The sequence below is a fragment of the Brevundimonas sp. EU05-FHT14B07 genome (assembly GCF_058790795.1).
This window is the reverse complement of record NZ_JBYTCZ010000005.1, coordinates 89182-102383: the sequence shown is the minus strand read 5'-3', so window position 1 is coordinate 102383 and position 13202 is coordinate 89182. Positions and strand designations below refer to the sequence as shown.

The 13202-nt window shown below is 66.9% G+C and carries 13 protein-coding genes; 9 read left to right on the top strand and 4 right to left on the bottom strand.

Going from position 1 to position 13202, the window contains the following annotated elements; genetic code table 11:
- Positions 1-12 precede the first annotated feature (12 nt).
- The gene (locus AC3WRC_RS12810) at positions 13-1974 is read right to left on the bottom strand and encodes a M61 family metallopeptidase (RefSeq protein WP_492304105.1); all 1962 of its coding nucleotides are present in this window, start codon (positions 1972-1974) and stop codon (positions 13-15) included.
- A 219-nt stretch (positions 1975-2193) separates the two neighbouring features.
- On the opposite strand from AC3WRC_RS12810, the gene AC3WRC_RS12805 reads away from it, so the two are divergent.
- Complete coding sequence (locus AC3WRC_RS12805; protein WP_492304104.1) at positions 2194-3597, top strand: Do family serine endopeptidase; 1404 nt, start codon at positions 2194-2196, stop codon at positions 3595-3597.
- 4 nt (positions 3598-3601) lie between these two features.
- Here the strand turns inward: AC3WRC_RS12805 and AC3WRC_RS12800 are convergent, their stop codons facing one another.
- Positions 3602-4024, bottom strand: a complete 423-nt coding sequence (locus AC3WRC_RS12800; RefSeq protein WP_091749088.1) for a VOC family protein — start codon at positions 4022-4024, stop codon at positions 3602-3604.
- A gap of 74 nt (positions 4025-4098) precedes the next feature.
- Here AC3WRC_RS12800 and AC3WRC_RS12795 point away from each other — a divergent pair, with 74 nt between their 5' ends.
- The 6 genes from AC3WRC_RS12795 to AC3WRC_RS12770 all read left to right on the top strand — a co-directional run bounded on the left by AC3WRC_RS12795 (position 4099) and on the right by AC3WRC_RS12770 (position 8941).
- Positions 4099-5427 (top strand): replication-associated recombination protein A, encoded by a 1329-nt coding sequence (locus AC3WRC_RS12795; protein WP_492304103.1) that lies wholly within the window; start codon positions 4099-4101, stop codon positions 5425-5427.
- Between the two features lie 16 nt (positions 5428-5443).
- Positions 5444-6169: an RluA family pseudouridine synthase gene (locus AC3WRC_RS12790; protein ID WP_492304102.1), complete on the top strand. Its 726-nt coding sequence runs from the start codon at positions 5444-5446 to the stop codon at positions 6167-6169.
- Between the two features lie 64 nt (positions 6170-6233).
- Positions 6234-6722, top strand: a complete 489-nt coding sequence (locus tag AC3WRC_RS12785) for a CC0125/CC1285 family lipoprotein (RefSeq protein ID WP_271041407.1) — start codon at positions 6234-6236, stop codon at positions 6720-6722.
- A gap of 40 nt (positions 6723-6762) precedes the next feature.
- The gene (gene crcB, locus AC3WRC_RS12780) at positions 6763-7158 is read left to right on the top strand and encodes a fluoride efflux transporter CrcB (protein WP_492304101.1); all 396 of its coding nucleotides are present in this window, start codon (positions 6763-6765) and stop codon (positions 7156-7158) included.
- Complete coding sequence (locus tag AC3WRC_RS12775) at positions 7155-8180, top strand: RluA family pseudouridine synthase (RefSeq protein ID WP_492304100.1); 1026 nt, start codon at positions 7155-7157, stop codon at positions 8178-8180. The genes crcB and AC3WRC_RS12775 overlap by 4 nt, the downstream gene beginning before the upstream one ends.
- Entirely contained in the window at positions 8177-8941 is a 765-nt protein-coding gene (locus AC3WRC_RS12770) for an ATP12 family chaperone protein (RefSeq protein ID WP_082465133.1), read from the top strand. The genes AC3WRC_RS12775 and AC3WRC_RS12770 overlap by 4 nt, the downstream gene beginning before the upstream one ends.
- Here the strand turns inward: AC3WRC_RS12770 and AC3WRC_RS12765 are convergent.
- The gene (locus AC3WRC_RS12765) at positions 8938-9717 is read right to left on the bottom strand and encodes a pseudouridine synthase (RefSeq protein ID WP_492304099.1); all 780 of its coding nucleotides are present in this window, start codon (positions 9715-9717) and stop codon (positions 8938-8940) included. The genes AC3WRC_RS12770 and AC3WRC_RS12765 overlap by 4 nt on opposite strands.
- A 279-nt stretch (positions 9718-9996) precedes the next feature.
- Between AC3WRC_RS12765 and AC3WRC_RS12760 the strand changes: the two genes are divergently transcribed.
- Positions 9997-10488 carry a hypothetical protein gene (locus AC3WRC_RS12760; RefSeq protein WP_492304098.1) on the top strand — a complete coding sequence of 164 codons (492 nt, stop codon included), beginning with the start codon at positions 9997-9999 and terminating at the stop codon, positions 10486-10488.
- Here the strand turns inward: AC3WRC_RS12760 and AC3WRC_RS12755 are convergent, their stop codons facing one another.
- The gene (locus AC3WRC_RS12755) at positions 10489-11124 is read right to left on the bottom strand and encodes a DUF938 domain-containing protein (protein ID WP_492304097.1); all 636 of its coding nucleotides are present in this window, start codon (positions 11122-11124) and stop codon (positions 10489-10491) included.
- A 195-nt stretch (positions 11125-11319) separates the two neighbouring features.
- Here AC3WRC_RS12755 and AC3WRC_RS12750 point away from each other — a divergent pair, with 195 nt between their 5' ends.
- Positions 11320-13167 carry a phosphoenolpyruvate carboxykinase (GTP) gene (locus tag AC3WRC_RS12750; protein ID WP_492304096.1) on the top strand — a complete coding sequence of 616 codons (1848 nt, stop codon included), beginning with the start codon at positions 11320-11322 and terminating at the stop codon, positions 13165-13167.
- Positions 13168-13202 lie beyond the last annotated feature (35 nt).

The window sequence follows — 13202 nt, the reverse complement described above, 5'->3', positions numbered from 1 at the left end:
GTGTTCGGCGTTTCAGCGCCGGCGAGGCGTCAGGATATCGCCCAGGCGGTCGGGCGTGCCAGGGATGCGTTCCAGGCGAGGGTAGCGCAGGCCGTCGTGGTAGTCGAAGACGACGGTGCGGTATTGCTCGTCGTCCTTGACGATCAGGGTGATGGGCGTCGACGGATCCTTGGCTGCGGTGACGGCCTCGGTCAGGCGTTCGGCGCTGGCGGCCTGCCCATTGACGGCGACGATCTCCATCCCGGCGGCCAGGCCCGACTTGAAGGCCAGGCCGTTCCACTGGACGCTGCGGATCTTGTTGCCTTCGCCGGTCTGGAAGCCCAGCGAATAGGTGAAGTCGTTGCGTTTCAGCTCGGCATACAGGGTCTTCATGTAATCGGTGGGCTTGTCCGAATAGGCCAGCCGCCAGCCGCCGCGCGCCAGACCGTCCAGCGGGGCGCGGGCCTCGGGGCCATCGGCGTCCAGGCGGGTGCGCAGGAAGGTCGCCCAGTCATTGGCGACGACGCCGTTCAGGGCCGCGACCACATCCTCGAAGGTGTAGGGAGCCGGGGCGTAATCGCCGTCGCGGACGCCGTAGAAGGCGCGGGCGAAGTCGTCGAGCGACTTCCTGCCGCCGGTCTTCTCGCGGATCGTCGTGTCGACGTCGAGCCAGATCAGCTGGCCCTCCGAATAGTAGTCCTCGTCGCGCTGCCACGACAGCCAGCCCTTGGGCTGGCGCTGGCTGATGATGGGGTCGTTGGTCGTGTCCTGCATCGCGCGCCATTCGCGGCCGACGCGCGTGTCGAACGTCGCGGCGGTCATGGCCAGGGCGTCCATCGCCTGTTGCTTGCTGAGCAGGCCCGAACGGGCGGCGATCACCTGGCCGTAGTACTGCGTCTGGCCCTCATAGACCCACAACAGGCTGTTCTGCAGGGGCGAGTTGAAGTTGGGCACATACTGGTCGGCGGGCCGACGCCATTTGCCGTCCCAGGAGTGGTTCATCTCGTGGCTGAGTAGGTCGCGGTCTGACAGATGCGTGTCCCAGCCGGTGAAGAAGGCGGGATCGACCGAATTTTCCGAACTGCGGTGATGCTCCAGCCCGATGCCGCCCAGCTTGTCCGTCATGGCGATCAGGAAGTCGTAGTGGTCGAAATGACGCGCGCCATACAGCCGGTCCATCTGGGCGACCAGATTGCGCAGGATCTGGATCTGCTCGTCGGTGGCGTTCAGGCTGTCGGCCTTGTCGGCGACGATGTTGGCGCGAACGGGCGAGCGGCCGCCGGGATCGAGGTCGATCTGGCGATAGTGGACGCCGGCGAAGACCGGGCTGTCGATCAGCACCTCCAGATTGACGGGCTTGAACGTCTGGACGTCGCCGGCCTTGGTTTCGGGCTCGAGCGCCGTGCCGAACTGCCAGCCGGCGGGGAACTTGACCGTGGGCTGGAACGTGATGTTCCGCGACCAGTGGCCGGCGGGATAGAGCAGCATCTTCTCCCACTGGATGTTCAGCATCTCGGGCGTCATCGTGATGCGGCCCTGATTGCCGGTCGTCGGCGACAGGTGCTGCAGGGTGATGTCCAGCGCCGTCGCACCGGCCGGGACGACCACGTGGTAGGCGAAGGGATGCAGGGTGTCGCGCACCCACTGCACCCGCTGGCCGTTCGCGGTGATCTCGATGCCGGCCAACTGCGCGATGGGGCCGACGGGGCCGTGGTTGCCCGGCAGCCACTCGGGGAAGAACAGGGTCATCGGTCCCGCCTGGGCGACCGGGATCGTTTCCTTCACCGCAAAGATGTGTTGGGCCAGATTGGTGGCGTCGATATCCAAGGTGATGACGCCGGGGTAGGCGACGTCCCGCGCTTCAGGAATGGCGGGCAGGGACGCGGGCAGGGCGGGCGGCGTGGTCGAGGCCTGCTGCGCCAGGGCGGCCGGGGCGGTCGAGGCCAATAGGAGGGCGAGGCCGAGCGGGGCGGCGCGCAGGCAAGAACGGATCATCGGGGACTCTTCAGGCGACTGGGGGGCCGCGACAGTCCGACGCAGGGGGCGGGGCGTCAAGGTCGAAGCCGTTGACAATCGTGCGTTCGCCGCCGGGCGGAACGGCCTGTCCCGCTTTTCCGTTGATGCCGCGCACACGCCTTGATCCGGCCCGAAACCGGGTGCGGAATGGCGTCGCTTTACGCTTGCCAGTCCCGGATGCCCCAGTTTCGGATGCCCATGAAGACCCGATCGATCGTGCTCGCCGCCGCCTTCGCCCTGTCGGCGTGCGGCAATCCCTCGAACTCCAAGGCGCAGGAGGGCGAGTTCGCCCAACCGACGCGCACCGCCCCGGCCGATGCGGCGGGAATGAAGTCCAGCTTCGCACCGGTGGTGCGATCCGCCGCGCCGGCTGTGGTCAACATCTCGGCGCGCAGCGTGCAGCGGGTGCAGGCCGATCCCTTCTTCCAATTCTTCGGCGGCGGCATTCCCCAGGCGCGGGTGGCGGAATCCGTTGGCTCCGGCGTCATCGTCCGCTCTGACGGGATCGTGGTGACCAACAACCACGTCATCGACGGCGCCCAGCAGATCAAGGTCGTGCTGAACGATCGGCGCGAGTTTCCCGCCACCGTCATCCTGGCCGATGAGCGCAGCGACATCGCCGTGCTGAGGCTGGAGAACGTCAGCGACCGGTTGCCGGTGCTGGCCATCGACGATCAGGAAGAGCAGCAGGTCGGCGATCTGGTCCTGGCCATCGGCAATCCGTTCGGCGTGGGTCAGACGGTGACGAACGGCATCATTTCGGCCCTGAACCGGACCGAGACCGGCATTTCCGACAGCGGCTCCTTCATCCAGACCGATGCGGCCATCAATCCCGGCAACTCGGGCGGGGCGCTGGTGGACATGGACGGCGACCTGATCGGCATCAACACCGCCATCTTTTCGCGCTCGGGCTCCTCGGCCGGGGTCGGGTTCGCGGTGCCGGCGGCCATGGTCAAGCGGGTGGTCGACAGCGCACTGGGCGGCGCGACGGCTGTGGTTCGGCCGTGGCTGGGCGTGAAGGGCGATACTGTGACTGGCGACATCGCCGGCAGCCTGGGCCTGAGCCGGCCGCAGGGGCTGGTCGTCACCGACGTCTACGCCAACGGCCCGGCCGCGCGCGCCGGTATTCGTCAGGGCGACGTCATCACCGCCGTCGATGGTCAGGAGATCAACGACCAGAACGGACTGAACTACCGCGTCGGTTCGCGCAATCCGAACGATCAGGTTCAGGTGTCCATCCTGCGCGACGGTCGGGCGCAGACCATGACGGCGCGGGTGCAAACTCTGCCGGGCGACGCTGATCCCAAGCAGGGGGTGACGATCCAGTCCGGCCCCTTCGCCGGCGCCGAGGTCGTGGCGCTTAGTCCCGCTCTGGCGGACCGGCTGGGCGGCGATCCGTTCGCGACGGGCGTCATCGTGACCGGCGTGTCCGGCCGCGGCTATGCGGCGCGCGCCGGCTTCCGCCAGAACGACCTGATCGTCAGCATCAATGGCCGCGCCATCGGCTCGGCCCGCGATGTCGAGGCCGCCAGTTCCGGTCGCGGCCCGTGGGAGGTCGTGGTCAATCGCGGCGGCCGCCAGATCCGGGGCGTGCTGAGATAGGTCGTCAGGTCTTCGTCGGCCCGCCGATCGACCAGGTGTGGCCGAAGGGGTCGCGCAGGACGCCGTAGCGGTCGCCCCAGAACTGATCGGCCATGTCCAGCACAGGTTCCGCGCCGCCGACGGTCATGGCGCGCGTCCACCAGGCGTCGGGATCGGAGACCTGAAGATGCAGGGTCACGCCGGCAGGGCGGACATCCTGCGAGCCGCCGTATTCCGGAAACTCGTCATTCAACATGACGCTGGCGCCGTTGATTCTCAGGTGGGCGTGCATCAGCCGCTCGCCGTCATCGGCCAGTCGACGGTCCAACACCTCGGCCCCGAAGGCGATAATGTAGAAATCGATCGCCGCAGAGGCCCCGCGCGACGGGATTGTCAGATGCGGCGTCACGCCAGAAGTCGGACCCTGGTTCGGATTGGCGTCGGTCATGGTGCGGTCTCTGTGGCGGTTCGCCATACTAACGCGTGAAAAGCCTTTGGCGAACGCCTACATAGGTCGCACCCATGAGCGACCTGTTCGAAGCCTCCGGCATTCTGCCCCCCGACGCCCCCTTGGCCGACCGTCTGCGTCCGCGCACGCTGGACGAGGTGGTGGGGCAGGATCATCTGCTGGGGCCAGGCGGGCCGATCCGGCGCATGATCGAGGCGGGGCGGTTGGGGTCGATGATCCTGTGGGGACCGCCGGGGACGGGCAAGACCACGATCGCGCGCCTGCTGGCCCAGGCCGCGGGCTATGAGTATCAGGCGATCAGCGCGGTGTTTTCGGGCGTCGCCGATCTGAAGAAGGCGTTCGAGGCAGCGCGGATGCGGCGTGCAGCGGGACAGAGCACGCTGCTGTTCGTCGATGAGATCCACCGCTTCAACCGCGCCCAGCAGGACGGCTTTTTGCCGTTCGTCGAGGCAGGCGTGGTGACCCTGGTCGGGGCCACGACGGAGAACCCCAGCTTCGAGTTGAACGGCGCCTTGCTGTCGCGCAGTCAGGTCTATGTGCTGAAGCGGCTGGACGACGCGGCATTGGATCAGCTGCTGAGCCGGGCCGAGGCGCACATGGACCGGACCTTGCCACTGACGCCGGAGGCCCGGCAGGCGATGCTGGCCCTGGCCGACGGCGACGGGCGGTATCTGCTGACCATGTCGGAGGTGCTTTTCGACCTGCCTGAAGGCGAAAAGCTGGACGTGCAGGGGCTGGCGGGCGTGCTGCAACGCCGAGCGCCGGCCTACGACAAAAGCCGAGAAGAACACTACAACCTCATATCGGCCCTGCATAAATCGGTTCGGGGATCCGACCCCGACGCAGCGCTCTATTGGCTGGCGCGCATGCTGAACGGGGGGGAGGATCCGCTTTATCTGGCGCGGCGGATCGTGCGGATGGCGGTCGAGGACATCGGCGAGGCCGATCCGCTGTCGATCCTGGTCGCCAACGCAGCCAAGGACACCTATGACTTTCTGGGCAGTCCCGAAGGCGAGCTGGCTTTGGCCCAGGCCGTGGTCCACCTGGCGACGGCGCCCAAGTCGGTGGGGGTCTATGAGGCGTTCAAAGCGGCCAAGAAGGCGGCCTATGAGACGGGTTCGTTGATGCCCCCCGCCCACATCCGCAACGCCCCGACCAAGCTGATGAAACAACTCGGCTACGGCAAGTGCTACCAATACGATCCCTCGACACCTGAGGGTTTCTCGGGCGCGAACTTCTTCCCCGACGAGATGGAGCGCCGAACCTTCTACAAGCCCAAGGGCGAGGGGCACGAGGAGAAGGTCAAGGCCCGGCTGGAACGCTGGGCCGAGATGCGGGCGCGGATGGCGGTGGACAGCGCTGTGGACGCGGCGGGCGACTGACCTCTAGAAGCGCCCGATGTCCGACCGCCAACCTGTCGTCATGTCCGAAGACGAAATCGCCGCCGTCCGGTCGTGGGTGATCCACGAGGATGCGCACGTCATCGCCTTCTCAAAGCCGCCGGGCCTGTCCAGCCAGGGCGGGCGGATCAAGGCGCATACGCTGGACGATCTGCTGTGGGCGTTTGCGCGTTCGAACGGCAAGCGGCCGGAGCTGGTTCATCGGCTGGATCGCGACACCTCCGGCGTGATTCTGGCGGCCAAGACCAAGCCGGCGGCGAGTTTTCTGGGCAAGGCGTTGCAGATGCGGCGGTTCAGGAAACAGTATCTGGCCCTGCTGTCGGCGGCGCCTGAGCCCAAGGCGGCGACCATCGACGCGCCGCTGCGTCGCGAAGAGATCGGGCGCGAGAGCTATATGCGGGTCGTCGCCTTTGACGCGCCGGGCGCGCAAGGGTCGCAGAGCCGTTATCGGACCTTGGCCGCAGGACCTGAGGGGGCCGTGGTCGAGTTGGAGCCGCTGACCGGGCGGATGCATCAGCTGCGTGTGCACATGGCCCATATCGGTCGGCCGTTGATCGGGGACGTGCGCTACGGCGGCGCTTTGACCACGCCCGTTGGACCTGCGCCGCGTCTGATGCTGCACGCCGCCAAACTGACTTTTCCGCATCCCGAGGGCGGGACGACGACGGTCGAATCGCCGCCGCCCGAGGATTTCGCGAAGCTGAGAACGGCGCTGGGTCTTTAGGGCGCTGGCGCTTCAGGGAACGCCGTGTGCGTTTTGGCGCTATGTCGTTGAAAGGATACCTCTGATGAAGCGTCTCGCACTCGCCCTGACCGGTCTTTCCGCTCTGGCCCTGACCGCCTGCGCCAGCCTGGCGCCCTATGGCGCGCAGATGGGGCCGAACGGGCAGGGGTATTCCGAGCAGCGGATCGAATCCAATCGCTATCGGGTCACCTACAACGGCGTCGGCGCGGCGGGCCGTGTCGCCGATTGGGCGCTGGTGCGCGCCGCCGACCTGACCACCGAACAAGGCTACGACTGGTTTGAGGTGACGCAGAGCTGGACCGATGGTCGGCCGGGTGGCGCAGGCGGCGTCAGCCCGAGTGTCTCCATCGGTGGCGGCAGCAGTCGATATGGCGGCTATTCGGCCTCGGGTGTCGGCGTGGGCGTCGGTCTGAACTTCAGCGGACCGCAGCCGACCTCGACGACGCTGGAAGTCGTTTTGGGACGCGGCCAGAAGCCGGATCGTCCGAACGCCTATGATGCGCGCTCGGTGCAGGGCTCCATCCCGCGCTGACCATCGCTTTCGGCGCGGGCGGCGTATATATCGCCGCACAATGACACGTTTTCTTCTCGTTGCAGCAGGTGGGGCCATCGGCTCCATGGCGCGCTATGGTCTAGGCCTCGCCGCCGGGCGACTCGCGCCAAATGCCGGCTGGCCCGTGGGCACCTTCGCCACAAACGTCGCCGGGGGTCTGCTGATGGGTTTGCTCGTCGGCTGGCTGGCGTTCCGGGGCGGGGCGCAGCAGGAGATGGTGCGTCTGTTCGCCGCCGTCGGCGTGTTGGGCGGGTTCACGACCTTTTCGTCCTATTCGCTGGAAGCGGTGCAGATGATCGAGCGCCGCCAGATCGGTCTGGCCGCCGCCTATGTGATCGGCTCGGTGGTTCTGGCCATCGCGGCCCTGTTCGTCGGCCTGATGGTCGCCCGCCGCGCCTTTGGAGTTCCCGCTTGACCGATCAGCCGCCCGCAGCCGATGCGCCCAAGCGCGAAGTCCTGACGATCTATGTCGCCGAGGATGAGGACGGCATTCGTCTGGATCGCTGGTTCCGCCGTCGCTGGCCGCACCTGTCCAACATCCAAGTGCAAAAGATGGCCCGCAGCGGTCAAATCCGCGTGGACGGGGCCCGTATCAAGTCCGAAGGCCGACTGACCGCCGGCGCCGCCGTGCGCGTGCCGCCGATTCCCGACGACACCTCTCGCCAGGCCGGCGACGCCCACACCTTGTCCGAAAGGGACATCGCCTTCGCCAAGTCGCTGGTGCTTTACGAAGACGACATGGTCATCGCCCTGAACAAGCCGCATGGCCTGGCGGTGCAGGGCGGGACCAAGACGAGCCGTCACGTGGACCGCCTGCTGTCGGCCTGGGGCGAAGGGCTGGAGCGACCGCGCCTGGTCCACCGGCTGGACCGCGACACCTCGGGCGTCCTGCTGCTGGGCAAGGGGCCGGAGGCGGCCAAGCGACTGGCGGGCGCCTTTGCCCGTCGGCAGGCCAAGAAGACCTATTGGGCCATCGTCATCGGCAATCCTAAACCCTATTCGGGCCAGATCGACATGCCGCTGAAGAAGACCGGCATCAACGACTTCGAGATGATGCGACCGGCCGAGCGCAAGGACCCGCGCGCCGAACCGGCCGAGACGGCGTTCTCGACCATCAGCCGCGCTTCGCACCGGGCGGCCTGGATGGCCCTGCGCCCCTTCACCGGACGGACGCACCAGCTACGCGCCCATATGGCGGGGATCGGCCATCCGATCCTGGGCGATCCGAAATACGGCGACGAGAAATCGCGCGAACTGTCGGGCCCCCTGAAGCTGCAACTGCACGCTCGCAGCATCGAACTGGACCACCCGCGCGGCGGCGTCCTGAAGGTCACCTCCCCCATGAGCCCCGAGATGAAAGCCGGCTTCGCCCACTTCGGCTTTTCTGAAGACGAGGCGGAGGATGATCCCTTCCTTGGCGTGAAGAGAATACGATGAGCCATATCCCCCCGCTCGACCCGATGGTCGCCGCGCGAAAGGGCTTTCGCGAAACGGAAGCTCGGATCACACGCTTCTGGAAAGAGGCGGTCGTCGCTCCGCATTCCGAGGGCGGCTGGGCCGTGCTGCTGGACGGGCGTACGCCGAAGACCCCGGACAAGGCGGCGCTAGTCTTGCCGACGCAGGCTGCAGCGCAGTTGGTCGCGGACGAATGGGCGGCGCAGGGGCAGTTTCTGGATCCGTCGACCATGCCGGCGACGCGGCTGGCCTCCACCGCGATCGACCGGATCGGGCAGGCGCGCGATGCGGTGGCGGACGAGATCGCCGCCTATGCCGGGTCGGACGTGGTCTGCTATCTGGCTGAGCATCCGACGCCGCTGGTCGAACGGCAGGCGCGGCAGTGGGGGCCTTGGCGCGATTGGGCCGCGCGCGAGATGGGCGTGGCGCTGGAGCCGGTCGCCGGCATCGTGCATCTGCCGCAGTCGCCGGACGCCATCGCGCGGGTCAAGGCGCATGCCCTGTCGCTGGACGACTTCCGCCTGACCGGACTGGCGACGGCCGTGCCTCTGCTGGGGTCGGCTGTGTTGGCTTTGGCGGTGGAACAGGGGGCGTTGGATGGCGCGGAGGCGTTCGACCTGTCGCGGATCGACGAGCTGTTCCAAGAAGAGCAGTGGGGCGTGGACGCCGAGGCCGCCGAACGCACCGAGGCGCGCCGCGCGGAGGCCCAACTGCTGGATCTGTGGTTCAGAGCGCTCGATTAGAGCGCGGGCGGCGTCGTCGAGGCCGCGATCAGCATCGCGCGTTCCTGGTTGGTCAGGTGACGCCAGCGACCCTCGGGCAGGTCGCCCAGTTCCAGCGGGCCGATGCGGATGCGATAAAGATCCACGACCTCCAGCCCGACCAGTTCGCACATGCGGCGGATCTGGCGATACTTGCCCTCGGTAAGGATGAAACGCAGGCTTTGCGGACCCGTCTGGGTGACGCGGGCGGGCTTCAGCGGCTTGTCGTTCAGCGACAGGCCGTGGCGCAGCTTGCTGAGCTTGCCTTCGGTGATCAAACCATCGACGACGACCAGATATTCCTTGTCGAGCTCTGACGCCGGGCCGATCACCGCCTTGGCGACGACGCCGTCCGACGACAAAAGCAACAGGCCGCGTGAATCCTCGTCCAGCCGGCCAATGGGGGGCAGGGAGGCGTCGCGGGCAGGCGTCTCGCCCTCGCCGATGCGGTTCGGCGTCTTCAACAGGCGCACGGCCGGGATCTTGCCGGGATCGGGCTGGCCCGAGACGTAACCGATCGGCTTGTGCAGCACCAAGGTCATGCCGGTCGCCAGCGCCGCCTGGGCGGTGTCGTTCAGGGTCAGGGTTTCGCCCGGTTGAATCTTTCGGCCGGCGTCGCTGATGGTCTCGCCATCGATGGAGACCAGACCATTGGCGATCAGGGTGTCGGCCTCGCGCCGCGAACAGACGCCCGTCTGGCCCAGCCACTTGTTCACGCGAACAGGTTCGTCGCCGTCATAGATGCGGGTGAAGGCCATGCGATTCCGTCGTGCAGTCGATGCGGCTGTCTAGAGCCGGGTGGGCGCGCGAGCAAGCGCGCTGCCGCTTTCAGGATTAGTAGGGGCGGGCCGTTTGAACTGGTAGGTTGATCCGGCCGGGATCGTCACTATATCTGGCGGCATTCCACAAATGAGCCAGAGTGCGGGACGACACGCGTCGGACCCGTCGATTTTCATTTTTCTGGTCATCGGCGTGGGTGGTTCGACAGCGTCGCTTGTCGGATCTGGATCAGTATTGAAACATCTCAAGGAGACGTCTTGTTCGCTCAAAACAAATCTTCCGCAGGCCCCCGTCGCACCGGTTACAACCGTCCTGTTCCCACCCGTCTGCGCATGGGGCTGGTGATGCGGCGTGACATGGCGTTCGGCGAGTTGGGCGACGTGGAGGGCGCGTTGCGGGCCGAAGGCGTGGGTCTGGCCCCGATCTCGACGGGCGACGCCAGTCTGATCGCCGGCGGCGTGACCGTGCTGGCCACCGCAACGGCCAAGGACATCGCCGAAGGCCGTCTGAAAGGCCTGATTGTTCCCGGCGGTGCGACGGACGAGGCGTCGGTGGCGGCCGTGCGGTCGCTGATCGACCTGGCGCGCGCGAACGCCCTGACGGTCATCGCCTTCGCCGACGGCGTGGGGTTGGCGGCCGAGAGCTTCGGCGTTTCCGCCGAGGCCGATGGCGCGGTGTTCAAGGACGGCGCCGTGACCCTCCTGAACGATCGGGCCGAACTGTCCAAGCTGGTCGGCGCGATCGTGTGATCAGACGGCGCGGAACAGCAGGATGAGGTTGTTCGCCGGCATCTGAACCCGCAGCGTGGCCGCAAGGTCATGCGAGCGGGCTAGGGTGTCAACCGCTTCGCGATCACGCAGACCCCATTCCACGTTTCGCGCCTTCAGGCTGGCGTCGAAGGCGGCGTTCGATGCCGACAGCGGAACTCCAGCCTCACGATAGGGGCCGTAGAGCGCCAGCAGACCGCCGGGGCGTCGCAGGACGCGACCGGCCAGATCCATCAGCCCCTCGGTCGCCGACCAGGGGCTGATGTGCGTCATGTTCGCACAATATAGGGCGTCAAACGTGTCGGACGGCCATGTCGTAGGATCGCCTGCGTCGAGCGCCAACGGCGGCTTCAGGTTCGACAGATCGAGCTGGCGGCTCCAGGCGGTGCTGCTTTCTCGGGCCTGATCGCTGGGGTCGCTGGGCGTCCAGTCCAAAGCAGGCAAGGCGGCGGCGAAGGCGGCTGCGTGCTCGCCCGATCCGGACGCGATCTCGAGCACCGAACCACGCGCCGGCAGATGGGCGCGGAGCACGCGAAGAATCGCATCGGCGTTTCGACGCGCGGCGGGCGAAGTGAGCGCGCCGTCAGGCAGGACAGTGAGCGAATCCAGTGTTTGCACAGGCTCTTCTACCGCTCTGACGCCGCGATCGCACCTGCGATCTTTTGCCCGCGACACCGGTGGACATCGGCGCTTTCGTGCGCGGTTTGACGCGGCGGAAACGACGGCGCATTTCGCTTGTAACAGTGCGTGATCGTTATGTGTCGGGTCATGGCGGCGTCAGATCGTCGGGCTCTTTTTGCTCAGGAGACGTCCTTGTCCAATCCTTCCACGCTTGGCTTGCGCCCGGCGCCCACCGCCCATGCCGGGCTGATCGCCTGGGTCGAGCAGATCGCCGCCCTGACCAAGCCCGCCAAGGTCCATTGGTGCGACGGCTCCGAGGCCGAGAAAGAGGCCATCACCGCCGACCTGCTGGCCAAGGGCACGCTGAAGGCGCTGGATCAGACCAAGCGGCCGGGCTGCTACTACGCCGCCTCCGATCCCCGCGACGTCGCGCGCGTGGAGAGCCGCACCTTCATCTGCTCGGACGACGAGGCTGACGCCGGCCCGACCAACAACTGGGCCGATCCGATTGAGATGCGCGCCCGTTTGGATGGTCTCTTCGACGGCTGCATGGCTGGGCGCACGATGTATGTCGTCCCGTTCTGCATGGGCCCGCTGGGGTCGGAGATCAGCGCCCTGGGCGTCGAGATCACCGACAGCGGCTATGTCGCCCTGTCCATGGGGGTGATGACCCGCATGGGTAAGCCGGCGCTGGATCAGTTGGGCGATAAGGGCGTCTTCGTGCCGGCCGTCCATACGCTGGGCGCGCCGCTGGTTGACGGTCAGGCGGACGTGCCCTGGCCCTGCAACGACGACAAATGGATCGTGCATTTCCCGGAAACGCGCGAAATCTGGTCCTATGGTTCGGGCTATGGCGGCAACGCCCTGTTGGGCAAGAAATGCTACGCCCTGCGCATCGCCTCGATCATGGCTCGCGATGAGGGATGGCTGGCCGAGCACATGCTGATCCTGAAGCTGACGGATCCGAAAGGCCGGGCGAAATACGTCGCCGCCGCCTTCCCCAGCGCGTGCGGCAAGACCAACCTGGCCATGCTGCAGCCCAGCCTGCCGGACTGGAAGGCCGAGACCATCGGCGACGACATCGCCTGGATGCGGTTCGGCGACGACGGGCGGCTGTATGCGGTCAATCCCGAGGCCGGCTTCTTCGGCGTCGCGCCGGGCACCAGCCGCAACACCAATCACAATGCGCTGGAGACCTTGGCCTCCAACACCATCTTCACCAACACCGCCCTGACCAACGATGGCGACGTCTGGTGGGAGGGGCTGACGAAACAGGCGCCTGAGGGCCTGACGAACTGGAAGGGACAACCGCACGATCCCGCGTCCGGCGAACCCGCCGCGCACCCCAACGCCCGTTTCGCGGCGCCCGCCAGCCAATGCCCGGCCATCGCGCCGGAGTGGGAAGATCCCAGAGGCGTGCCGATCGACGCGATCCTGTTCGGCGGTCGTCGCGCCAGCGCCGTGCCGCTGGTGACCGAAGCCTTCGATTGGGAACACGGCGTCTTCATGGGCTCGACCGTGGCGTCCGAAGGCACGGCGGCGGCCGAGAACAAGGTCGGCGAACTGCGTCGCGATCCCTTCGCCATGCTGCCGTTCTGCGGCTACAACATGGGCGACTATTTCGCCCACTGGCTGAAGATGGGCCAGGGGCGAGACGCGTCGAAACTGCCGCGCATCTTCTTCGTCAACTGGTTCAGAAAGGATCAGGACGGCCGCTTCGTCTGGCCCGGCTTCGGCGACAATGCGCGCGTGCTGAAGTGGATCAGCGAGCGGATCGACGGCGAGGCCGAGGCGGTCGATACGGCGGTCGGGCGCGTGCCGTCTGTCTCCGCGTTGGACCTGTCAGGCCTAGACCTGACTCCGGCGCAATTGTCGACCCTGTTGGACGTGGATGCAGGCGTCTGGGCCGAAGAGGCGGCGCTGATCCCCGACTTCTATCGCCAGTTCGGCGATAGATTGCCGACAGCCCTGTGGGACCAGCACGCAGCCCTGGTCGCGCGTCTGGATGACGCCGGCGCGGCCTCCATGGCGGCGGAATAGGCGAAAGCCATCTTGCAATAGGTACGTCACGGGTC